The organism is Agreia bicolorata (genome assembly GCF_000938265.1).
Lineage (GTDB): Bacteria > Actinomycetota > Actinomycetes > Actinomycetales > Microbacteriaceae > Agreia > Agreia bicolorata.
Genome location: NZ_JYFC01000003.1, coordinates 504,899 through 527,026 on the forward strand (window position 1 = coordinate 504,899; position 22,128 = coordinate 527,026).

Genomic DNA, 22,128 nt, shown 5'->3' on the forward strand with positions numbered 1-22,128 from the left:
GCCGACCCGGAGACTTCGCGCCATGAAACTAACCACCCTCACGAAATCACTCGTGGCCGCGACGGCCTTCGCCCTCGCCGTGCCCCTGCTCAGCGCGACGCCCGCGCTCGCGGCCGATGACAGCCTTGTGCTCTCCTACGCGCTCGACGAAACGAGCGGAGGGGTCGCTGTCGACTCCTCGGGCAATGGTCGCGACGGCACCGTCGTGGGCGGGGCTGTCCAGTCCGGCAGCGCCGGGCTGGTGCTCGACGGCACGAACGACCACGTCGCCCTGCCGAACAATGTCCTTGTCGGCCTGGACTCCATCACGGTGAGCACGCAGGTGCTCGTGCGGCCCGAACAGGCTACGCCGTACTTCATCTTCGGCCTGGGCAACCCGGCGAGCTCGAACTCCGGCACCGGGTACCTGTTCGTGACCGGCAACGCGTATCGCGCCGGCATCACCACGGGCAACTGGAGCGGCGAGAAAGTCGTCAACTCCGGTGCCAACCTGGAACGCGGCAGTTGGAAGACCCTCACTTACACGCTCGACGACGCCACAGACACTGCACGGCTCTATCTCGATGGTGCGCAGGTGGCAGAGCAGACCGGCATCACGGTGAAGCCGAAGGACCTGGGCGGCGGCGTGACGACCGCGAACTACATCGGTCGGTCGAACTACGGCAGCGACCGTTACCTCGCCGGCAGCGTGCGCGACTTCCGCATTTACAACACGGCCCTCACCGGCACCGAGATCGCCGCCCTTCAGCCTGCCGACGCCGACCGCGCGGTTCGCGACGCCGACGCGCTCAGCCTCGGCGACCTGAGTGCCGTCACGAGCAACCTGACCCTGCCGACAACGGGAGTCAACGGATCGACGATCGCCTGGGCATCCGATGCGCCCACCGTGATCTCGACTGCGGGTGTCGTCACACGGCCCGCGGCGGGTCAGAACCCGGCCGCGGTGAACCTCATCGCCACGATCACCCGCGGCGCCGCAACCGAGATCCGCACCTTCCCGGCGACGGTCTTGCCGCTGCCGTCTGATCAGTACGACGTGGATGCCGCCGCCGCGGCTCTCGAGATCGCCGGCCTCGACGACGTGCGCGGCAACCTGACGCTGCCCACGACATCCAACGGCGTTTCGTTGGCATGGTTGTCGTCGAACCCGGCCGTCGTCTCGACCGACGGAGTCGTGGCGCGCCAGGCATCCGGCACGTCCGTCGTGCTCACGGCGACCCTCACGAAGGGCGCCGCGACCGCGACCCGCGAGTTCACTGCGCAGGTGCGCGCAGCTGCCCCGACAGCCGAGTACGAGGGCTACGCCTTCGCGTACTTCACCGGCAACACCCTCGCCGGTGAGAACATCTTCTTCGCGGCGAGCGAGGGCAACAACGCCCTCGACTGGCGCGAACTCAACGGCGGACAGCCGGTGCTCACCTCGACGAAGGGCACCAAGGGTCTGCGCGACCCGTTCCTCATCCGCTCTCCCGAGGGCGACACGTTCTACCTGATCGCCACCGACCTCTCGATCGGCAGCGGAACCTCGTGGGGCGACTCCGTGCGCACGGGCAGCAAGTACCTCGAGGTGTGGGAATCGCACGACCTGAAGACCTGGTCGCCGCAGCGCCACATCAAGGTCGCGCCCGAGAACGCGGGAATGACGTGGGCGCCGGAGGCGTACTACGACGAGACCATCGGATCGTATGTGGTGTTCTGGGCGTCGGCTCTGTATGCCGACGACGACCCCGGCCACACGGGCAACACCTATCACCGCATGATGTACGCCACCACGCGTGACTTCGTGACCTTCACCCCGGCGCAGGTCTGGCAGGACCAGGGCGTGTCGCGCATCGACTCGACCGTTCTGAAGGAGGACGGCACGTACTACCGCTTCACGAAAGACGAGGGAGCGGGCGGCACCGGCTGCGCCGACATCATCCAGGAGAAGTCGACAGAGCTGCGCGCGACCCTCGAGTCGTGGAGCATGGTCGACAGCTGCATCGGACGCGACGCCGGAACCAGCGCGGTCGAAGGACCGACGGCGTTCAAGGCCAACCCCGGCGACATCAACGGCGAGAAGTTCTATCTCTTCGTCGACGAGTACGGCGGACGCGGGTACATTCCGCTCGAGACCGACGACATCGCGAACCCCGACTGGAAGGTCGCTTCGAACTACGACCTGCCGGCCAGCCCGCGCCACGGCACGGTCATTCCGATCACCGCGGCCGAGCTCGAGAGCCTCGGCAGCGGGCCCGCGCCGGCTCCGGTCAACGAGGATGGCGAGATCCTGCGCTACGACTTCGAGAACGGCCAGGGTGCGACCCTCAAGGATGTCTCGGGCAACGGACAGGACGCCACGATCACAGGGGGAGCGAGCTGGGGCGACGGCACACTGACCTTCGACGGCAGTGACGACTACGTCAAGCTTCCCGACAATCTGCTCGCCGGTGTCACCGATGTGACGGTCGAGGCGGATGTCTGGATCGACTCGGCGCAATCGGGCAACTACTTCATCTACGGCCTGGGAAACACGGTGGCGGGAGCCGGAAACGGGTACCTGTTCACCACGGGCAACGCCTATCGCACCAGCCTCGCGACGGGCAACTGGACGACGGAGCAGACGGTGTCTCAGGGATCGGACCTGCCTCGAGGAAAGTGGGCGCACCTCGTCTACACGCTGAAGGGCAGCACGGCCACGATCTACCTCGACGGCGTCGCCGTAGCAAGTGGCACGGTCACGAACGAGCCGGGAGACATCGGCGGCGGCATCACCACGGCGAACCACCTGGGTCGCTCCAACTACACGGCCGACAACACGTTCCGCGGCAAGTACCGCGAGTTCGCGCTGTACGACCGCGCACTGTCTGCAGACGAGGTGCTGGCCCGCTCGGGCAACGTGGGGGCGCTCGCGGGCGTCACCCTCGCCGAATCCGACGCGCTGAAGACCGCTCCGATCGTGAACAACACCACACACGAAGTCACCTTCCCGGTGAAGCCGGGCACCGATGTGACCGCTCTGACGCCCACGTTCTCGACCGCGGCCGGAGTCGTGGCGAGTCCGGCATCCGGAACCACCAGCGACCTGAGCACCCCGCTCACGGTCACGCTCACGCCGAACGGCGGGGGAGCGGCCACCACCTGGACGCTGCGCGCCGTCGTGATGGCGAGCCCCAGCATCCCTGGTCTCTACGCAGACCCGAATGTGATTGCATTCGGCGACACCTACTACGTCTACGCCACCTCCGACGGATACGCCGGCTGGGGCGGCAAGGACTTCTACGTGTGGTCGTCGAAAGACCTGGTCAGCTGGGAACGCTCGGAGGCGCCGATCCTGACGCTCGACGGCGCGAATGGGAACGTTCCGTGGGCCACCGGCAACGCGTGGGCTCCGACGATCGCGGAGAAGGACGGAAAGTTCTACTTCTACTTCAGCGGACACAACGCGTCGCTCGACCGCAAGACGATCGGTGTGGCCGTCGCGGACAGCCCCGAGGGTCCGTTCACGGCGCAGCCCGAGGCGATGATCCTAAACAACGAGGCAGTCACATCCGGCCAGGCGATCGACCCGGCGACCTTCACCGACCCGGCCACCGGCAAGAACTACCTGTTCTGGGGCAACGGTTCACCCGTCTACGCCGAGCTCAGTGACGACATGCTGTCGATCAAGCAGGAGACGCTGAAGCGCATCGACGGCCTGAACGACTTCCGCGAGGGCTCGTTCGTGAACTACCGCGACGGTCTGTACCACCTCACCTATTCGATCGACGACACAGGGTCGGAGAACTACAAGGTCGGATATGCCACCTCGACGAGCGTCGACGGGCCGTGGACCTACCGTGGCGTGATCCTGCAGAAGGACAAGTCCCAGGGAATCCTCGCGACCGGGCACAGCTCGATCCTCAACGTTCCTGGCACCGACGACTGGTACATCGTGTACCACCGCTTCGCGATTCCCGGCGGCGACGGCCAGCACCGCGAGACGACGATCGACAAGCTGACGTTCGACGCGGAGACCGGCCTCATCAACGAGGTGACGCCGACCCTGACGAGCGTGGGGCCGCAGACGATCGTGGATGCGCAGCCGCTGACCGCCACTATCGCCGGAACGGCGCGTGCCGGTGAGACACTCACCGCAGCTGCCTCGCAGCCGTGGACGGCGACTGGCTACACGTGGAGCCGCGACGGCGTGGTCATCGAGGGCGCGACGGGCTCGTCGTACCTGCTCACGGCATCGGATGTCGGCGCCACGATCGGCGTGTCCGTCACGGCCTCGAAGCCGCTCTTCGATCCCGCCTCCGCCGTGGCGTCGGTGGGTCCGGTACTCGCTGCCGGCGGCACAGGACCGGGCGACGGAACCCCCGCGCAGCTGCAGCTCGCCACCACCACCCTCACGGTCGGGCAGCCGTTCACGGTGACCGGTAGCGGCTTCGGGGCGGGAGAGCGCATCGAGTTCACCCTGTTCTCGACGCCGACCTCGCTGGGTGCAGTGCAGAGCGACGCGCAGGGCAATCTCATCGCCACGCTGACGGTTCCGGCCGGCATCGAGGCGGGGGCGCACACGCTGCGGGCCGCCAGTGCGGATTCGGCGGACATCGCCGAGATCGCTGTGACGGTGAAGGCCGCTGCGGGAACCGGGTCCGACCCGGCGGGCGGATCGCAGTCCGGCCCGCTTGCCAGCACGGGCCTGGCCGTCGGCTGGTCACTTGCCGGCGGTGCAGTGTTGCTCGCCGCGGGCCTGCTGCTGGTCATGCGCCGCCGACGGTCCGTCTCGTAACCCGATCACCCACCGCTCACCGAAACCATCAAACAACCCACACCGAAGTGAGTTCCCTGTGAAAAAACGTCTCGCCATGCTCACCGCGTTCGCGGTGGCCTTCGGCACCCTCCTGGCCGCGCCACAGGCATCCGCCGCCGAAGGCGACCTGCTTCTGCACTACGACTTCAGTGATGTATCGGGCACGACCGTGCCGGATTCGTCGCAGAACTCGAACGATGGCGTGCTCAAGGGCGCCGGGGCCGTCGTCACCGACGCCGAACTCGCGCTCCCCGGGGGAGCGAGCAACAGCAACGCCGCCTACGTGCAGCTTCCCACCGGCCTCTTCGACGGGCGCGACACGCTCACGATCTCCACGTGGCTGCGCAACGAGAAGGCGTCGGGCAACTACGCGGCCATGTTCTTCGGATCGGCGAACAACCCGCCGTCGCAGTACTGGCTGCTGAACCCGAAGAACCCGGGCGGACTGTTCAAGTCGGTGATCACGGGGAGCGCCACCTCGGGCTCCCCGTGGAGCTCCGAGGTGGGCATCTCGCCGACCAACGCGGCCAACGGCATAGCCGGACCGACGACATCCAGCGCCTGGGGCCTGTACACCACGGTCATCGAGCCCACGCGCATCACGGGCTACTTCGACGGCAAGAAGATCGGCTCGGTGCCGACCAGCCGAACGGTCAGCCAGTTCGGCTCGAACCTCGTGTCGTACATCGGCAAGTCGTCATATGCCGACGAGTTCTACAAGGGCGGCGTGCGCGACGTGAAGGTGTGGACGTCGGCCCTCAGCGACGCGCAGATCGCCGGCGAGTACTACTCCTGGGCCGACGAGGCCACGGTGCAGGCGGCGCTCGCGGCCGACGCCGATGCGCTCGCGCCCGGCTCGGGAGCCGTCACCACCGACCGCGACCTCGTCGCGACGGGAGCCAACGGGTCGACCGTCGCGTGGGCATCCGATCGACCGGATGTGATCGCGAACGACGGCACCGTCACCCGGCCCACCACGGGCGGTGACGTGCCTGTCACCCTCACGGCCACCCTCGAGTTGGCCGGCCGCACCACCACGCGCACCTTCGATTTCACCGTGCTCGCCGACACCTCGCAGAACAACCTGCAGGTGGCCGTCGACGGCTACGACCTCGCGATCAGCCACGTCACCGACGACCTCGTGCTGCGCACGGCGGTCGGCGACGTGACCGTAGCCTGGGCCTCATCGGATGCGGGCACCATCGCGAACGACGGCTCGGTCGCCCGGCCGGACGCCGAGAAGCAGGTCACCCTCACGGCGACGTTCAGCCTCGACGGCCAGACCGCGACCCGCGACTTCACCGTCACCGTGCTGGCCGCGGATGCCGGCCGGATCGGCTCGTACATCGTCGACGGTGACACCACGCGCACCGACGTGCTGCACCTCGCCGCATCGTCGTCGCCCTCCGCCGGTGGTGACTTCGAGGCCCTGAACAACGGGCGCGGAGTGCTCTACCCGGGCCAGGGAGTCGCCAAGTTCGGGCCTCCCGTGGCGCTGCGTGCACCCGATGGAACCTTCCGTCTCATCTCGATAGAGAACGGTTCGGGCTCGAGGCTGTACGTCTACGACTCGGCAGACCTCACCTCATTCACGAACGAGCGACTGGTGTCGTTCGTTCCCAGCGGAGTGACCGCGACCGCGGTCTCCGCCCGGTACGACAACGGCATCGGCGCCTATCGCGTGGCCTACGCCGGCCAGGGCGGAGCGCGCTTCGAGGTGACCACGGTCGACTTCGCGGCCTTCAGCGCACCGGTGGCCGTTTCCGGTGTCGCACCCGCCGAGACCGGCGACTTTCCCGCCGGCGCCTCCGGAGCATCCAGCATCGGAGTGACCGAGGCGGAGTACGAGCGCGTCGTGGAGAAGTTCAGTCGTGTGGTGAACACCGGCGTGGAGTCGTTCGCCGACGTGACGGTCGACGAGGGCGAGACCCCGGTGCTGCCCGAGACCGCGACGGTCGAGTACTCGAGCGGCGATACCTCGTCGATGCCCGTCGAATGGGATGCCGACGACGTCACGGCCCTCAACTCCGCAGCGCCGGGCACATACACGGTCGACGGAACGGTGACGCGCCCGACGTTCCCCGACCCGCTCGTCGAGCGCCGTGCAGACCCCGACGTCACCCTCGGCGACGACGGCTGGTACTACTTCACGGCGTCGTACCCCATGACTCGCGAGAACGACCCGAACGGCTACGACCGCGTCGTGCTGCGCCGGGCGGAGACGATCCAGGGTCTGAAGACCGCGCCCGAGACCACGATCTGGCACGAGAACACCGATCCCACTCTCAACCGCTTCATCTGGGCTCCTGAGCTCGAGAAGATCGGCGACGACTGGTACATCCTGTTCACGGCCGCGCGGAACGGGGTCTGGGACATCCGGCCTGCCATGCTCAAGTTCACGGGTGAGGAATTCGGCGGAGAGGCCGCCCTCGATCCGGCGAACTGGACGAGCCTGGGCCAGGTCAAGGCGGCCCCGGGCGACACCGAGTCGTTCACGCACTTCTCGCTCGACATGACGCACTTCGAGTCCGATGGACGGCACTACGTGGTGTGGGCGGAGACCGGGGCGGGCGGATCGACGCTGCGTATGGCGGAGACCGACCCGGCGAACCCGAACCAGCTGATCTCGGCATCCTTCCTTCTTTCGACGCCGACCCTGGCGTGGGAGAAGAACGGCGACCAGGCGATCGATGAGGGTCCGGCTGTGATCAAGCGAGACGGCAAGATCATGATCGCCTTCTCGGCGTCGTCGGTCGACGACAAGTACTGCGTCGGCCTGCTCACAGCGAGCTCGGCTTCCGACCTGCTCGACCCGACGTCGTGGACGAAGAACCCGTACCCGCTGCTCACCAGCGCCGACGTTCCGGGTCAGGTCGGCCCCGGCCACAACTCGTTCACCGTCGACGAGTACGGCAACCCCGTGATCGTCTACCACTCGCGCACCGTGAACGACTCGTCGAACCCGGGCGAGGCGACGGATGCCGGTCTGTTCGACCCGCGCAGGCACGCTCGCGCCGCGCTGGTGCACTTCACGAGCGCCGGGCTGCCGGTGTTCGCGATGACGGCCGACGAGGAGCTCGCCCCCGAGAACGCGGCGGTGCAGGTGCGCGTCGTCGTGGAGGGCGACGGAGAAACGGAAACGCCGACGGTCGTCGCCACCACCACGCCCGGATCGCCCGACGGCTCTGCGGGCTGGTTCCGCACGGCGCCCACGGTCGCCCTGGCATTGGGCTCGGATGCGCCGGCAGATCTGCAGTACCGCATCGACGGCGGCGCGTGGGCGGCCTACACGGCGCCGATCGCGATGACGGGCGACGGCACTCGCACGGTCGAGTATCGGGCGAGCGTCGAGGGAGTTCCGGTGGAGTCGTCGCTCGGATCGCTCACGCTGCCGGTCGACCGCACCGCGCCGAGCGCCAGCGCATCCGCTTCGCCGGCGTCTGCCGTCGGCACGGTCGAGGAACCCGTTGTCGTGACGCTGTCGGCAGCCGATGCGACCAGTGGTGTCGCCGCGATCGAGTACCGACTCGACTCGGGGGAGTGGGCCGCCTACGGCTCGCCGCTCGCCTTCGACGAGGTCGGCTCGACACTGCTCGAGTATCGGGCGGTCGACGTGGCGGGCAACACCTCGACCGCGGCAACGCTGTCGGTCGTGGTCTCTGGCCCCGACACTCCGGATGTCTCGATCACGTTGAGCGCGAAGACTATTGTCGCGGGCGACACGATCACGGTGACGGGCCGCGGGTTCGGGGAGGGCGACAGGGTCGATCTGACTCTGTTCTCCGAGCCGGTTCTGCTGGCAACCGTCGATGCCGATGAGAACGGGCGCTTCACGGCGACCGTGCGCATCCCGCTGTCGACGCCAGCCGGCGAGCACACCGTGCGCGCTGCCGGCAGCGAATCGGGAGCGCTCGCGGAGGCGAAGCTGACGGTCGAGGCCGCGCCGGTCGCACCTGCCGGATCCGGCGGCGGCGGCCCGCTCGCCCTCACGGGCTCGGGCGCCCTGTTCACAGGGCTCGGAGCGCTCGCGCTGCTGCTCGCCGGGGGAGCGGTCTTCCTGGTACGTCGCCGCCGCGTCGCTCCCTGAGCCTGTCGAAGGGCCGCCTGCTCGGCCAGCGCAGTCAGCGCTGGTCGAGCAGGCCGCTTGCGGCCGTATCGCGACCACTAAGGTGCAGATATGACGAATGAGCCAGCAGTGACGACGCACGCCGATCCGATGACCGGACCGTCAGAAGAGGCGCTCGCCACGGGCCCTGTCGCGAAGCGAGACCCTCACTTCGTGCTCGGGGTCGTCGGTTTCGCGCTCTCGCTCATCGCCGTGCTGAACATCGTCGGCCTGACGCTGAGCATCATCGCCTTCGTCAAGTCGAAGCGCGCGGGATTCACGAACGGGTTCGCTCTGGCGGGCATCATCATTGCGGGGCTCGGTGTGCTTTTCATCGTGATCATCGCCGCTGTGGCTGTTCCCGCGCTGATCGACGCCGCTCAGACGTGCGCGCGGCTCGGCAACGGTGTGCACGAGTTGAACGGGGCTACCTACACCTGCACGCCGTCGTCGTTCAATGTGCACCGCGGCTTCTAGGTTCCATCCATGGAGGACAGCGCGCCGCGCGTTGGCGTGACGCACTGAGGTGCGGAAAATGGCCGCTTCGGAAGCTCCTGAGGCGGCCATTTCCCGTACTTCAGTGTTGAACTCGCGGGTCAGTTGATGATCTCGCCGCGTTCGTCGGCGCGGAGGGCGGCCAGGCGGTCGTGCCAGTGCTGCAGAGCCTCGGGCGTCAGGCGCTCCCAATCGGTGACCTCGCCGACGATTTTGAGCGGTGCGGTGCTGCGATACGAGCGGGTGGGGTTGCCTGGAAACTTCTTGTCTGTGACGTTGGGGTCGTTCTCGAACTCGCCCGTTGGCTCGACTTCATAGACACGAGGAGCGCCGTCGCCCGCCGCCAGCTCGGCCGCGAGCCCCGCGCCGTTCTTCAGAGCCGTGAAGTAGATGTGGTTCATCACGATCTCGGGGCGATAGTTCGAGTTGAACCCCGCCGTGAGGAGGTCGCCGACGCGGAGGTCGGCCTTCGTGCCGTGAAAGAAGGGGCCGTTGTCGAATGCGTCGCTCACGGCATCATCCTAAGCAGGCGCGAGCAGCACCCGGAGCACCTGCCGGAGGGGCTCGGTCAGTTCGTCGCCGCTCGCGGAGGCCACGGGCTGCACGGCGGCCGAGGTGCGCAGCATCACGACGCCGAGCGAGGTCGCGATCGCGAGTTGAGCGCGCAGGAGGATCGCCTCGCTGTCGGGATCGTCGGGACTCCAGCCCGCTGCGGCAGCGAGTCGACGGGTGAAGTGCTCGAGGGTTCTGCGGCGGATGAGGTCGGCGTTCTCGTCTCCCGAGGAGCGCAGAAGCAGAAGCAGTTGCAGGGGATCGTCGCGGTCGGGCGCGTTGACGATGTGTTCGATGAGGCGCTCGATGACCTCCTTGATGCTCTTCGACGGGGCCTGCGTCTCGAGCTCGTCGGACGTGCGTAGCATGCAGGCCTCGAACAGCCCCTCTTTCGAGACGAAGTAGCGGTTGATCAGGGCCACGTTCACGCCCACGTCGGAGGCGATCTGCCTCACGGTCGTCGCGCGGTAGCCGTCTGTCGCGAAGCGTCGTCGGGCCGCGCGCACCAGAGCTCGCCGCGTGGCCGTGGCATCGCGGCCGGAGCGGATCAACTCGTCGTCCGCACCTACTGCGGCCTCGCCGAGGCCTGCCGTCGACGTCTGTGTCTCGTTGCTCATGTATCAACTCCTTCATCCACTGTACCTGCGGTGGGCGATGTAAGTAAACGATTGTTGACAGATGTCATCCAGTGGTGAATACTCATCAAGTCAGCACGTGCTTACATCGAGGAGAGTCATGTCCGTCACCACCCAGGGCCCGTCGACCGGGTCCGTCCGCGCTCAGTCCGACGCGGTCGCTAAGACGCCCGGTTCCCGGTCCGTCGCGATCGTTCTCTTCCTCTCGCTGGGCGGACTGTCGTTCGCGACGCTGCAGTCGCTCGTCGCGCCGGCGCTCGGCACGATCGGCTCCGACCTCGGTGTGGCCACGACCGACGCGAGCTGGGTCCTCACCGCCTACCTGCTCTCAGCATCGGTGCTCACGCCCATCCTGGGCCGACTCGGCGACATGGTCGGCAAGCGCAAGGTGATCATCGTTGTGCTCGCGCTGCTGCTGGTCGGCACCGTGCTCGCCGCCCTGGCCCCGAACCTGGGTGTGCTGATCGTGGCCCGCGTGCTGCAGGGCGCGGCCGGCGCGGTGATGCCCCTCTCCATCGGCATCGTGCGCGACGAGCTGCCGAGGGAGCGGGTCAGCGTGACGATCGGTCTGCTCTCGGCCATCTTCGGCATCGGCGCGGGCGTCGGCATCGTCGCGGCCGGTCCGATCGTCGAGGCGCTCTCGTGGCACTGGCTGTTCTGGCTGCCGGCCATCCTCGTGGCGATCGCCCTTCTCGGTGCGATCTTCGGCATCCCGGAATCGACCCGGCGCACCCCGGGCCGTCTCGACCTGGTGGGCACCGGCATCCTGTCTGTGGGTCTCGTCTCCCTGCTGCTCGCCATCGGCGAGGGGCAGAAGTGGGGCTGGGGCGACGGCAAGACCGTCGGCCTGCTGATTCTCGGCGCCGTCGCGCTCGTGGTCTTCGTGTTCGTCGAACTGCGCGTGAAGGAACCGCTGATCGACATGCGCCTGTTCAAGCACCGCGGTGTGTGGACGGCCCACGTCGTGGCGCTCGCGTTCGGCTTCGCGATGTTCGGCACGTTCATCCTCATTCCGACCCTTCTGCAGCTGCCCAGTGCGCTCGGCTACGGCTTCGGAAAGTCGGTGAGCGAGTCGGGGCTCTACCTGCTGCCGACCGTCGTCGCGATGGTGCTGTCCGGCGTGGCCGCCGGCATCCTGATTCGCAAGATCGGGCCGAAGATCCCCATGATCATCGGCGGCGTCGCCGTGGCGATCGCGTTCCTCATCCCCGCGCTCGGTCATGCCGAGGAGTGGCAGATCCTGGTCTCGGGAATCCTCACCGGAATCGGAATCGGCATGGCGCTCGCGGCCCTCTCCAACGCGATCGTCGAGAGCGTTCCGGCGTCGCAGACCAGCGAGGCGATCAGCGCGAACACCGTGATCCGCACGATCGGCAGCAGCATCGGCACCGCGGTCATCGCGGCCCTGCTGTCGTCGAACGTCACGGCGCAAGGCGCGCCCACCGACGACGCATTCACCATCGGCTTCTGGGCGTCTGCCGGAGTCGGTGTGGTCGCAATCGTTGCTGCTCTCGCTGCCCCATCGCTGCGCGCTCGCCGTCGCGAGGCAGCGGATGCGGGAGTCGACGACTTCGACGAACTCGAGACGTCCGTGAAGTAGACCGCCTTCGCGACTGAGGCTCGGTGCCGTGTGACGGTGACTAGGACACCGACGCCACGCGGTTGTCGACCAGCGCCCCGTCGACCAGGCGCAGCACACCGTGCATGCGGGGAAGGTGCACGAGGTCGTGTGTGACGAGCAGGGTGCAGGTGTCGAGTTCGTCGGTGAGCCTCAGGATCAGCTCGATGATGCTCGCGCCCCGCTCTTGATCGAGCGCACTCGTCGGCTCGTCGACCAGCAGCGCGCTGGGCTCGTTCATCAGTGCGCGGGCGATGTTCACCCGCTGCCGCTGTCCGCCCGAGAGCTGGTGCGGCCGCTTGTGCCGCTGGTCGGCGAGGCCGACGGCGTCGAGAAGCATCGCTGCGCGATCGGATGCGACGGCGCGGCTCCGTCGCCCGGCTCGCGTGCCCCGCCCGCCCAGTTCGTTCATGACCATGAGCTGCTCTTGTGCGGTGAGCGACGGAATCAGGTTGGACTGCTGGAAGACGATGCCGATCTTCTCGCGGCGCAGCTCCGTCGCCTCGGCCGCACTCAGCCGGCCGGCGTCGACACCGTCGATGAGCACCTCGCCCGAGTCGGGCCGGATCAGCGTGGCGGACACGGCGAGCAGGCTCGACTTGCCCGAGCCGCTGGGCCCCGTGATGCCGGTCACGGTTCCCGGATGCGCCGTGAGCGACACGTGGTCGATGGCCGTGATGCGGGTATCGCCGTCGGCGAAGGTCAGAGTGATGTCGTTCAGGCGGATCATCGGGTGCTCCCTAGGGCGGTGAGGGGGTCGGCAGAGGTGACGGAGCGCAGTGCGAACGCGGCTCCAGCGAGTCCGAGCGCGATCATGATCACGCCGGGCAACACGGTGGTGACGGGGCTGAGCAAGAACGGGAGCGCGGACCCGGCGAGCAGCCCGAGCGCGGTCACGACCGCGAGGCCGACCCCGATGCCCGCGACCAGAACGACGAGCGCCTGGCCCAAGGCATCCTTTCGCAGAGACCGAGTGCTCGCGCCGAGGGCCTTGAGCAAGGCGATGTCGCCCTTGCGCTGCATCGTCCAGACCGTGAAGAACGCACCGATGACCAGGCCGGAGATGCCGAAGAGCATGGCCACCATCAGCAGCAGAGACCCGATCTCTGAGCGGAAGGCGCTGAGCGCGGTCAGTGACCCGAGAACGCTTGTCGAGACAGTCGCCGTGGCGGTGTCGGCCGCGTTCCAATCGGGGGTTCCGGATACGGCCAGCACGGTCGCGTAGCTGTCGGGGCTGCCGGTGGCCGCCGCGGAGGTCTGCCAGTCGCCGAGAGTCATCCAGACGACGGGAGTGTGGCTGTACCAGGCATCTCCACCGACGCTGTCGACGACGTAGTCGGCGCCTCCGATCGTCACGGAGCCGCCTGCCTTCACCCCGAGGGCCTTCGCGGTCGGGGCGGCAAGGCTCACGTGGCCGCTCTCCGTGGGAGCGGTCGACGTGAAGCCCGGCTGCACGCCGAACACGGCGATCGCCGCTCGAGCGCCGCTCGCCTCTGCGCGGGTCTGGGTGATGCCGATCGGCTGGGCGGAGGTGACTCCGTCGGTCGCTGCCCAGGCCCCCGCCTGCTTCTCGGTCACGGTCGAGTCGGAGTAGCTCGCGGCCTCGCCGCCCGGGCTCGAGAAGACGATCCGGTCGCCCGGCAACTGCAGAACGGCCGAGATGTTCTGGGTGGCGAGACCGCCGGTCAGCCCGCTGAGAAAGCCGACGAGAATCGTGATGAGGGCGACCACGGAGCCGATCAGAACGAACCGGCCTCGGGCGAAGCGCAGGTCGCGGAGGGCGACGAACATAAAGCATCCTTTCGTGACACCGGTGCGGTGACCTTCTTCACTTTTCCGCGGAACCCGGCCCGAGGCATCCGTCGCCGGCACGGCGCAGGGCGGCCGATCTATCGGCTGCACAGTCGTACTTTCGAACGATGACGCGGGCAGGTCGGCGCGTAGAGTTCGATTTATGGCTCACACCGCGCTCACCCCTGTCTTCGTGGGGTTGCGCACCGGGTTGCACGTTCTCTTCGCGGCGCTCGCGGTGTTGGTGATCGTTCGCGCCGTCGTCGCTCCGACCGATGTGAGCGGCGTCATCGTCGCCCTCGTTCTCGTGCTCCTCACCACCTATTCGCTCGGGGGAGTGGCCGCTCGGGCGGCTCGTGGTCATGGTCGTCGCCGCGTCGTCGGTTTGGCATGGCTGGCCGCGATCACCCTCGAGTGGATCGCCCTGCTGTGGCTCACACCCGAGGCCGCCTACCTCGTCTTTCCCCTGTTCTTTCTGTATCTGCATCTGCTTGGCCGATGGTGGGGGTCGGCGGCGATCGTGGTCGCGACCGTCGTCGCGATCTGTGCCCTCGGCATCCATGGCGAGTGGACCCTCGGCGGCGTCGTGGGGCCGCTCGTGGGCGCCGGTGTCGCGCTCCTCATCGGTCTCGGCTATCAGGCGCTCGCCCGCGAGGCGCAGCAGCGCGAGGCTCTGATGCAGGAGCTGCTGGCGACGCAGGGCCAGCTCGCCGCGACGGAGCACGAGTCGGGAGTGCTGGCGGAGCGCGCCCGGCTGGCCCGCGAGATTCATGACACGCTCGCCCAGGGTTTGTCGAGCATCCAGATGCTCTTGCACGCGGCCGAGCGGGCAGACCCCGAGCGGCCGGGCGTGGAGCACATCCGACTCGCGCGCGAAACCGCGGCAGACAACCTGGCCGAGGCCAGGCGCTTCATTCGCGAACTCACTCCGCCCGACCTCGACGACAACGGACTCGGCGGTGCGCTTCGCCGGCTGGCCGCGGGGCAGTGGCAGGCACAGGGGTTGCGCGTCACGGTACGCGTCGCCGACTCCGTCGAGCTGCCGATGCACCTGCAGACGGCGCTGCTGCGCATCGCCCAGGGCGCGGTGGCCAATGTCATCCAGCACGCCGAGGCCTCGGCCGCCGTGATCTCCCTCGAGTCCGACGGTGCCGGCCTGCGCTTTACGATCGTCGACGACGGCGCGGGCTTCGATCCCGGTGCGGCGGATGCTCGCGGCGGCCGCTCGGATTCGTTCGGCTTGAAGGCGGCCCGGGAGCGCGTCGACCAGCTCGGTGGCGTGCTGTCGGTGAAGTCCGAGCCAGGCCGCGGAACGACTCTCTGCGTCGAGCTCGCGCTCGAGAGCCTCGCATGATCAGGCTCGTCGTCGCCGACGACCACCCCATCGTTCGCGCCGGGCTTGCCGCGCTGTTCGGCCTCGAAGAAGACATCGAGGTCGTCGCCGAGGCGGCGTCGCCCGACGAGGCCGTCGCCGCGACGGTGCACGAGAATCCGGATGTCGTGCTTATGGATCTGCAGTTCGGCACCCGATCGCAGACCACGGGCGCCGACGCGACCAGGCGCATCCGGGCTCTCGACGCGGCGCCCTACGTTCTGGTGCTCACGAACTACGACTCGGATGCCGACATCTTGGGCGCGGTCGAGGCCGGGGCGAGCGGGTATCTATTGAAAGACGCCCCGCCGCACGAGCTCATCGCGGCGGTGCGCGCGGCGGCGGCGGGCGAGAGCGCCCTCGCACCGGTGATCGCGTCGCGACTGTTGAGCCGCATGCGGGCGCCCCAGGCGAGTCTGAGCTCTCGGGAGATCGAGGTTCTCGAGCTCGTGGCGGCCGGCCGCTCCAACACGGAGGTGGCCGGCGATCTGTTCGTGAGCGAGACGACCGTGAAGTCGCATCTCGCGCACATCTTCACGAAGCTGGGCGTGAGCTCGCGCACCGCGGCCGTGTCTGCGGCCCGCACCCGCGGCATCCTGCGTTAGGCGCCGTCTGGGGCCGGCGTGCGGCCGAACGATCCGAACGGGCGGAGATTCGGCGATCCGACGCGCTATATGCGACGGATGCGCGATTCTCCGCCCGTTCTCGGTCAGCTCGGCGGCCCCCGTCCGTCGTTTGCCCCACGCGAGCAGCGTGGGACGGCGGGTCTCATCGACCGTTTGCCCCACGCGAGTAACCGGGCAGACTTGAGGCAGGCAACCCGAGGAGAGAACGCAATGCGAGTCACGCGAATGTTGGTTGGCCTGTCGCTGCTGTGCTGTGCTGTGGCGCTGGCCGGGTGCGCGAGCGAGAATCGTGTTGCCGAGAACGAGCCCACCCCGACCGCGACCGCGTCTGCTGCCGACAGTCTGGGCCAGGCATGCGAGCTGGCTTCGGCGGTACTGAGTGATGCGAACAACGCCGACTCGGGATACCGACGCGGTGAGCTCGACGCCGCCGGCTGGGCTCAGCTCGTTGCCGATGCAAAGGCGAAGATGATCACTCTGGCGGCGGGAGCGAGCCCGGGCGCCGAAGCGCAGATCGCAGACTTGGCCAGTGACGTGGCCTCGATTCCGGATGCGGCGGGCGCGCCCGATGCGTATGTCGCCGTGGGGGCAACAGCAGATGCCGCCGCCGAGCTGAACAAGGTATGCGGCGCCAACGGAACCGAGATCGTGGTCAGCGCGAAGTACGGCGGCTGACGATGCGCTGGCTGCGGAAGCACCCCACGATGGCGCTCGCTGCTGCCTGCGTGATTCTGCTCGTGGGGATCGTCGCCACGGGCCTTGCTCTCTCGTCGTCAGTGAACTCGCTGACCGTCGATGACGTCACGACCGAGGTGACGAGTGGCATGGATGAGCTGCAGGCGCAGCTGTCGGCTCCCTCGATCGTGTCTGCCGCAGACACGATTCGAACCGAGCCGTGCCCCGACGGTGGAAAGGGAACGCTCGTCGCCGTTGAGCGGTCGATCGTCGTCGTCGATGGGTTCGATCTGAACGGATGGGTGCGCGAGCTCTCGGCGACCTACAGCGCCAAGGAGGGGTGGAGCGCGACCTTGGATTCGGCGCTGGGGCCATCGACCCTCACTCTCGCAAATCGCTCGCTGATGCTCTTCACGCTGGACGCCTTCACCGCCGAGCAGCCGCAGAGGCTGGTGATGAAGGCGACCTCTCGGTGTTCGACCGTCGACTGATCGCTCCGGCTACACCGCACGCCGGTCCGTCTCCGGGAGTGTTGTCGCGGCGAACCGCGTCTTCTATGGTGGCTGCATGACCAGCGATCGTGTTCTCGCGCCCGAGCAACCCACTGACGGGTCGAAGCTGAAGGGGCCAGCTTCGTACTTTCCGAGCATCGAACGCACCTACGGCAAGCCGATTCAGGAGTGGCTCGATCTTGCCGCTGCAGAACTCTCCGCTCACCCTCACATGCAGGTCGTGTCGGTGCTCAAGTCGGAGCACGGGCTGGGCCACGGTCACGCCAATGCGATCGTCGCCTATGTGAAGGCGGCCCTGGCCAAGCCGTGACGGTCGTACGTTTCAACGACCCAGCGATCAGCCGGTGCGCCTCCCCGCACGCCCTTCTCGAACAAGGAACCACACGAGATAGCAGCCGCCGACGACCACGGTGACGACGCCGACAGGGAGCATCACGGGCAGCGCGTGCTGGGCGATCAGGTCGGAGGCGCTGAGCATAGCGGCGCCGAAAAGTGCTGTCGTCAGGAACGGGATGTGCGGGGTGCCGACGAGGCGCCGTGCGATCTGCGGAGCCCCGAGGGCGACGAACGCCACAGGCCCCGCGACGGTTGTTGCAACGCAGACGAGGAGTACTCCCGCCGCGAGCATCGTGATGCGCGTGACCGAGATGCGCACTCCCGTGACGATGGCGACATCGTCGCCGAGACCGAGCTGGTGCAGTGCGCGCACGTGCAAAGGAATCGCGGCGAGTAGAACGCCGACGAGAACCGCGGCCGTCGCGACACCTCCGGCGGTTACGCCGGCGAGTGTGCCCGCGCCCCAGGCCGAGGCGAACAGCGCGGTGTCGAGGTCGACCTGCAGCAGCAACCAGGTGCCGAATGCGGCGGCCATCGACGAGATCGCGACTCCCACGATGATGAAGCGGAAGCCTCCGAATCCGTCGCCGCGCGAGAAAGCGAAGATGAGGAGTGCCGTGGCGAGACCGCCGACCAGAGCACCGATCGTGCGTGACTCTACAGACGAACCGGCCACGATGAGCGATACGAGCATCCCTACGAACGCGCCGTTCGATAGCCCCAGCACGTCGGGGCTCGCGAGCGGGTTGTGAGTGACGGTCTGAAAGAGCCCGCCGGCGACACCGAGCGCCAATCCGACCACGATGGCTGCCGCGATGCGGGGCAGCCTCCACTCGAGAACCACCGTCGTTGTCAGGTCGTTCGCGGTGCCCGAGACCACTTTCATGAGTTCGGCGAAGGGAATGGAAAAATCTCCCGACATCGCTCCGATCGCGGCGAGAACGGCGAGCAGAACGAGCAGCGCCAGATTCACTGTGGTGGGGCGGATGCGGCTTCGGCCGAGCGGGCGGCGGATCACAGGCCCGTAACCCGCCGGCTACGTCGCACGAGCAGCACGAGAACGGGAGCGCCCACGAAGGCTGTGACGATACCCACCGGCATCTCTGCCGGCAGGGCGATGAGTCGCCCCCCGATGTCGGAGGCGAGCACAAGAACAGGCGCGGCGACGATCGATCCGGCGATGATGTGGCGTTGATCGACCCCGACGATCCACCGCACGACGTGTGGCATCATCAGGCCGACGAACGAGATGGGGCCGGCGACGGCTGTGGCCGTTCCGGCGAGAAGTGTGATCGCGATCACGGCCAGCAGCCGAGTGCGCGGAACACTCACGCCGTGGGCCGTCGCCACGTCGTCGCCGAGCGCCGTGGCGTTGAGTGCGGGTCCGCTCGCCAATGCGAGGGCGATGCCCACCACCAGCGGAAGAAGCACGGGGGTGGTCACGTCGAATCCTCGACCGAGCAGGCTGCCGGCCGACCAGCCGAGCATCCGTTCGAACGCGTCGGGATTCGTGAGGGTGAGCCCTGTGGTGAGTCCGGAGAGGACGGCTCCGACAGCGAGACCCGCGAAGGTGAGAGTCAGCGGGTCGGCCCGGCGTGGGCCGGCCGACCCCAGAAGAAACACCGCCACCGTCAGTATGAAGGCACCGGCGTAGGCGAACCACACATACTGGCCGGGGCTGTTGACGCCCAGGAACACGATGGCGACGGCCACCGCGGCGGCAGCTCCAGCATTGACGCCGAGGATTCCGGGATCAGCGAGCGGATTGCGCGTGACGGCTTGGATGAGCGCACCCGCGCCGCCGAGTCCGGCTCCGACCACGAGGGTGGCTGCCGTGCGCGGCACCCTCTGGTCGAAGAGGATGAAGCGCGACTCCTCGGTTCCGCCGCCCGTCAGGGTGTCGAGGAGCTGAGGCAGAGAGACCGTGTTCGCGCCGATCGCGAGTGAGAGAACGACGAGCAGCGCGATGAGCGCGCAGGCCCCCGCGACGAAGAGAACGAACCGACGGGTCACCGAGCGTCGCGGAGCATGCTCTCGATGTCGTCGAGCACCTTGAGGCCGCCCATCGGCCCCACTCCTGTGATCCAGTACGACTGGTCGACGAGGTGCACGTTGGGAAACGACGAGGCGTTGGCGGTGATCGCCTCGGGCATGGTCGACGGGTCGTCGACGTTGGTCGTGGTCACAACCACGAGATTTGCGCTCGCTTCGAGAACCTTTTCGGGTGACAGGTCGACCGAGATCGAGTTCTGCCAGTCTCTCACTGGCGTAGTGAAGCCGACACACTCGAGGGTGCTGCCCGCGAACGACTCCGGTCCGTAGACCGTGAGCAGACCGTCGCGGGGTCGGATGAGCTGCGCGGTCTCGCCTTCTACGGCGAACTCAGCCTTGACCTCGTTGCAACGGGCGTCGTAGTCGGCGAGCAGGGTGTCGGCGGCGTCGGCAAGGCTGAGAGCCTTGCCCACCAGCTTCACGTTGTCTTTCCACGGGTCTGCCTGAGAGGCGAGAAACACCGTGGGCGCGACCGACGACAGCTGGTCGTACAGCGCAGAGTGGCGCGACTCGGTTCCGATGATGAGGTCGGGCGCGAGGGCGGCGATCTTCTCCACGTTGGGCTCGGTCACGGTGCCGACCGTCTCGATGCCGCTCGCCGCTTTGCCGAGATACGAGGGGATGCCGGCGGCCTCGTTGAGAACAGCGGCGCCGACCGGAACGACTCCGAGTGCGACCGAGGCGTCGAGTGCAACCGGCTCGAGCACCACGACGCGCTTCGCTTGGGCCGGCACCTCTGCTTCGCCTCGAGCGTGCGTGACCGTGATCGTGTCGGCATTCATCGAGTCGGTCGCGGCCGGGGTTGTCGATCCGGCCGAACAGCCAGAGAGAGCCAACGCGGCGAGCACGAGCCCGACGAGCAATGCGGGGCGTCGGAGGCGGCGGGAAGCGGGGCTGAGCGGGGGCATTGAGAGTTCTCTCGGTCGGCGTCGGGCTGAAGCGTCGGCGGCGGTTGTGACTAAGGTTAGGCTACCCTACTTAACTCGCCGCCCTGTGCCCTCCGAAATTCCAGTACCCCTGGGAATGAACGAACTCGCGCGGGATTCCAGCGTCGGCGACCACAGAGCGAAGGTGCGGTATCGCCGAGCTCTCCGCCGCCATCCAGGCGGAGAAAGCCGCACCGGCGGCTCGCGCATGGTGCGCATCCGATGCCGCCCATGTCGTCGCCGCGGCGGCGAGAGCGTCGCCGGGACGGCGGCCGGCGCGGGCGACGCATCGCACGCTCACTCCGCTCGGAACGCGCTCGATAGGCGGGCATGCATCGACGTCGTCTGCCTCGAGCACGATGCTGCCTCGGGTGTCGGCGCCGAGTGATGCGACGATCCCGTTGAGGGCGGGAATCGCCGTCTCGTCACCGAGCAGGAGAACGACTGCGGGCGGCTCGGCGGGCCGCCATTGGATGCCGTGCAGCCGATCGTTCGCTCGCGCATCCGGGCCGGAGACCAGAACGCGATCGCCGGCAGAGGCGGTGGTCGCCCAGGTCGAAGCGGGCCCTGTCGGGTGGTGGATGAAGAAGTCGATGTCGAGTTCGCACTCGTGCGGGCGCGCACTGCCCGTCGTGTAGGTGCGCGCGACGTGACGTTCGGCGGCGGTCATGCCGGCCAGGGCGGCCCGCCACTCGGCGACGGGGAGTCCGTCGACGTTGGCGGAGAAGGGGCCGTGCCACGGTTGCGTCGTTGTTCGCCCTCCCGCGCGCGGAAAGATCAGCTTGAGGCGTTGATCGAGTCCCCACGGAGCGAAATGCTGAAGCGAGGGCGATCCGAGCGTGACCCGCACGAAGGTTGGCGTGAGTCTGCGGGTGCGGATGACGCGGGTATCGAACAGGCGATATGCGGGGGTTCCTGGCGCTATCGTCACCGGAGGGAGCCTAGCGGGAGTCATCGGGCGGGCGCGTTCCGGGCTGCTGTGTTCGCTAGGCTCGCTCGCATGCTTTCCTCCTCCTTCCTGGTGAAGATCTGCGGCCTCCGCACCGAGGCCGCAATCGATGTGGCCGTTGCGGCAGGGGCGGATGCCGTCGGTTTCGTCATCGCCGAAGGCAGCCCTCGGTTCGTCGATGCAGAGACGGTGCGTCGACTCGTCGAGCACACCGCGGGGCGCGCAACCACCGTGCTGGTGACGAAAGGGCTCAGCCCCGAGGCGGCCGCATCGGCGGCGCATGGATGCGGCGTCGACGTGCTGCAAGTGCACGGATTCGACCGGCCGCAGGTCGAGCGCACGGTCACCCTCTTTCCGCGTGTGTGGCGGGCCACCTCGCTGGGCGACACACAGCTAGAGGCGAATCTCGAGTCCTGGGGTGAAGAGATCCTGCTGATCGATTCGCCCCGTGCCGGATCGGGCGAACGCTGGGATTTGGGCGCCCTGCACGAGCAGCGGCCGACCGGCCCGTGGCTGCTGGCGGGCGGTCTGGATGCAGAGAATGTGGCACGGGCTGTTGCAGAGGCACGGCCGACTGGAGTCGACGTGTCGAGCGGCGTCGAGTCCGCCCCTGGAGTCAAGGATCACGCGCTGATCGAGCGCTTCGTGGATAACGCACGGTCGACTTCGCGCGGGTGTGCGGATAGCTTGGCTTGATGGTGATAGCA

18 protein-coding genes are annotated in these 22,128 nt (G+C 67.8%); 10 read left to right on the forward strand and 8 right to left on the reverse strand.

Features of this window, described 5'->3' with window-relative positions; all coding sequences use genetic code 11:
- The first annotated feature begins 22 nt into the window (after positions 1-22).
- The 3 genes from TZ00_RS09240 to TZ00_RS09250 all read left to right on the forward strand — a co-directional run bounded on the left by TZ00_RS09240 (position 23) and on the right by TZ00_RS09250 (position 9,359).
- Positions 23-4,756 carry a family 43 glycosylhydrolase gene (locus TZ00_RS09240; RefSeq protein ID WP_152631131.1) on the forward strand — a complete coding sequence of 1,578 codons (4,734 nt, stop codon included), beginning with the start codon at positions 23-25 and terminating at the stop codon, positions 4,754-4,756.
- A gap of 58 nt (positions 4,757-4,814) precedes the next feature.
- On the forward strand, positions 4,815-8,864 hold the full coding sequence (locus TZ00_RS18830; RefSeq protein ID WP_152631132.1) for a family 43 glycosylhydrolase: 4,050 nt from the start codon (positions 4,815-4,817) through the stop codon (positions 8,862-8,864).
- A 90-nt stretch (positions 8,865-8,954) separates the two neighbouring features.
- Positions 8,955-9,359: a hypothetical protein gene (locus TZ00_RS09250; protein WP_139368708.1), complete on the forward strand. Its 405-nt coding sequence runs from the start codon at positions 8,955-8,957 to the stop codon at positions 9,357-9,359.
- Between the two features lie 119 nt (positions 9,360-9,478).
- Here the strand turns inward: TZ00_RS09250 and arr are convergent, their stop codons facing one another.
- Both arr and TZ00_RS09260 read right to left on the reverse strand, forming a co-directional pair.
- Positions 9,479-9,889 (reverse strand): NAD(+)--rifampin ADP-ribosyltransferase, encoded by a 411-nt coding sequence (arr, locus tag TZ00_RS09255; RefSeq protein ID WP_044441039.1) that lies wholly within the window; start codon positions 9,887-9,889, stop codon positions 9,479-9,481.
- A 9-nt stretch (positions 9,890-9,898) separates the two neighbouring features.
- Positions 9,899-10,546: a TetR/AcrR family transcriptional regulator gene (locus tag TZ00_RS09260; protein ID WP_202965833.1), complete on the reverse strand. Its 648-nt coding sequence runs from the start codon at positions 10,544-10,546 to the stop codon at positions 9,899-9,901.
- A gap of 118 nt (positions 10,547-10,664) precedes the next feature.
- Here TZ00_RS09260 and TZ00_RS09265 point away from each other — a divergent pair, with 118 nt between their 5' ends.
- On the forward strand, positions 10,665-12,164 hold the full coding sequence (locus TZ00_RS09265; protein ID WP_084606015.1) for an MFS transporter: 1,500 nt from the start codon (positions 10,665-10,667) through the stop codon (positions 12,162-12,164).
- 40 nt (positions 12,165-12,204) lie between these two features.
- Here TZ00_RS09265 and TZ00_RS09270 read toward each other — a convergent pair whose 3' ends face one another.
- Positions 12,205-12,912 carry an ABC transporter ATP-binding protein gene (locus TZ00_RS09270; protein WP_044441041.1) on the reverse strand — a complete coding sequence of 236 codons (708 nt, stop codon included), beginning with the start codon at positions 12,910-12,912 and terminating at the stop codon, positions 12,205-12,207.
- On the reverse strand, positions 12,909-13,973 hold the full coding sequence (locus tag TZ00_RS09275; protein ID WP_044441043.1) for an ABC transporter permease: 1,065 nt from the start codon (positions 13,971-13,973) through the stop codon (positions 12,909-12,911). Before TZ00_RS09275 ends, TZ00_RS09270 begins: the two co-directional genes overlap by 4 nt.
- 163 nt (positions 13,974-14,136) lie before the next feature.
- Between TZ00_RS09275 and TZ00_RS09280 the strand changes: the two genes are divergently transcribed.
- From TZ00_RS09280 to TZ00_RS09300, 5 genes are all read left to right on the forward strand, one after another.
- Complete coding sequence (locus tag TZ00_RS09280) at positions 14,137-15,327, forward strand: sensor histidine kinase (RefSeq protein ID WP_044441045.1); 1,191 nt, start codon at positions 14,137-14,139, stop codon at positions 15,325-15,327.
- Positions 15,324-15,950 carry a response regulator transcription factor gene (locus TZ00_RS09285; protein ID WP_044441047.1) on the forward strand — a complete coding sequence of 209 codons (627 nt, stop codon included), beginning with the start codon at positions 15,324-15,326 and terminating at the stop codon, positions 15,948-15,950. The genes TZ00_RS09280 and TZ00_RS09285 overlap by 4 nt, the downstream gene beginning before the upstream one ends.
- 231 nt (positions 15,951-16,181) lie before the next feature.
- Positions 16,182-16,646 carry a hypothetical protein gene (locus TZ00_RS09290; RefSeq protein WP_044441049.1) on the forward strand — a complete coding sequence of 155 codons (465 nt, stop codon included), beginning with the start codon at positions 16,182-16,184 and terminating at the stop codon, positions 16,644-16,646.
- Between the two features lie 2 nt (positions 16,647-16,648).
- The gene (locus TZ00_RS09295; protein ID WP_044441051.1) at positions 16,649-17,137 is read left to right on the forward strand and encodes a hypothetical protein; all 489 of its coding nucleotides are present in this window, start codon (positions 16,649-16,651) and stop codon (positions 17,135-17,137) included.
- 76 nt (positions 17,138-17,213) lie between these two features.
- A complete protein-coding gene (locus TZ00_RS09300) occupies positions 17,214-17,468 on the forward strand; it encodes a DUF4287 domain-containing protein (protein WP_044441053.1) in 255 nt (84 codons plus the stop codon).
- Positions 17,469-17,495: 27 nt separating this feature from the next.
- On the opposite strand, the gene TZ00_RS09305 is transcribed toward TZ00_RS09300, so the two are convergent.
- The 4 genes from TZ00_RS09305 to TZ00_RS09320 form a co-directional block, all read right to left on the reverse strand.
- On the reverse strand, positions 17,496-18,512 hold the full coding sequence (locus TZ00_RS09305) for a FecCD family ABC transporter permease (RefSeq protein WP_044441054.1): 1,017 nt from the start codon (positions 18,510-18,512) through the stop codon (positions 17,496-17,498).
- On the reverse strand, positions 18,509-19,507 hold the full coding sequence (locus TZ00_RS09310; protein WP_044441056.1) for an iron chelate uptake ABC transporter family permease subunit: 999 nt from the start codon (positions 19,505-19,507) through the stop codon (positions 18,509-18,511). Before TZ00_RS09310 ends, TZ00_RS09305 begins: the two co-directional genes overlap by 4 nt.
- Positions 19,504-20,454 carry an ABC transporter substrate-binding protein gene (locus TZ00_RS09315; RefSeq protein WP_084606016.1) on the reverse strand — a complete coding sequence of 317 codons (951 nt, stop codon included), beginning with the start codon at positions 20,452-20,454 and terminating at the stop codon, positions 19,504-19,506. Before TZ00_RS09315 ends, TZ00_RS09310 begins: the two co-directional genes overlap by 4 nt.
- A gap of 70 nt (positions 20,455-20,524) precedes the next feature.
- A complete protein-coding gene (locus tag TZ00_RS09320; protein WP_052521435.1) occupies positions 20,525-21,403 on the reverse strand; it encodes a siderophore-interacting protein in 879 nt (292 codons plus the stop codon).
- 69 nt (positions 21,404-21,472) lie between these two features.
- Between TZ00_RS09320 and TZ00_RS09325 the strand changes: the two genes are divergently transcribed.
- Positions 21,473-22,117, forward strand: a complete 645-nt coding sequence (locus TZ00_RS09325) for a phosphoribosylanthranilate isomerase (RefSeq protein ID WP_044441060.1) — start codon at positions 21,473-21,475, stop codon at positions 22,115-22,117.
- The last annotated feature ends 11 nt before the right edge of the window (positions 22,118-22,128 follow it).

Excerpts from the sequence above, each read along its gene's own strand:
- TZ00_RS09240 (WP_152631131.1), top strand. The coding sequence starts at position 23 with ATGAAACTAACCACCCTCACGAAATCACTCGTGGCCGCGACGGCCTTC.
- TZ00_RS09250 (WP_139368708.1), top strand. The coding sequence starts at position 8,955 with ATGACGAATGAGCCAGCAGTGACGACGCACGCCGATCCGATGACCGGA.
- TZ00_RS09260 (WP_202965833.1), bottom strand. The coding sequence starts at position 10,546 with ATGAGCAACGAGACACAGACGTCGACGGCAGGCCTCGGCGAGGCCGCA.
- TZ00_RS09265 (WP_084606015.1), top strand. The coding sequence starts at position 10,665 with ATGTCCGTCACCACCCAGGGCCCGTCGACCGGGTCCGTCCGCGCTCAG.
- TZ00_RS09270 (WP_044441041.1), bottom strand. The coding sequence starts at position 12,912 with ATGATCCGCCTGAACGACATCACTCTGACCTTCGCCGACGGCGATACC.
- TZ00_RS09275 (WP_044441043.1), bottom strand. The coding sequence starts at position 13,973 with ATGTTCGTCGCCCTCCGCGACCTGCGCTTCGCCCGAGGCCGGTTCGTT.
- TZ00_RS09280 (WP_044441045.1), top strand. The coding sequence starts at position 14,137 with ATGGCTCACACCGCGCTCACCCCTGTCTTCGTGGGGTTGCGCACCGGG.
- TZ00_RS09285 (WP_044441047.1), top strand. The coding sequence starts at position 15,324 with ATGATCAGGCTCGTCGTCGCCGACGACCACCCCATCGTTCGCGCCGGG.
- TZ00_RS09290 (WP_044441049.1), top strand. The coding sequence starts at position 16,182 with ATGCGAGTCACGCGAATGTTGGTTGGCCTGTCGCTGCTGTGCTGTGCT.
- TZ00_RS09295 (WP_044441051.1), top strand. The coding sequence starts at position 16,649 with ATGCGCTGGCTGCGGAAGCACCCCACGATGGCGCTCGCTGCTGCCTGC.
- TZ00_RS09300 (WP_044441053.1), top strand. The coding sequence starts at position 17,214 with ATGACCAGCGATCGTGTTCTCGCGCCCGAGCAACCCACTGACGGGTCG.
- TZ00_RS09315 (WP_084606016.1), bottom strand. The coding sequence starts at position 20,454 with ATGCCCCCGCTCAGCCCCGCTTCCCGCCGCCTCCGACGCCCCGCATTG.
- TZ00_RS09325 (WP_044441060.1), top strand. The coding sequence starts at position 21,473 with ATGCTTTCCTCCTCCTTCCTGGTGAAGATCTGCGGCCTCCGCACCGAG.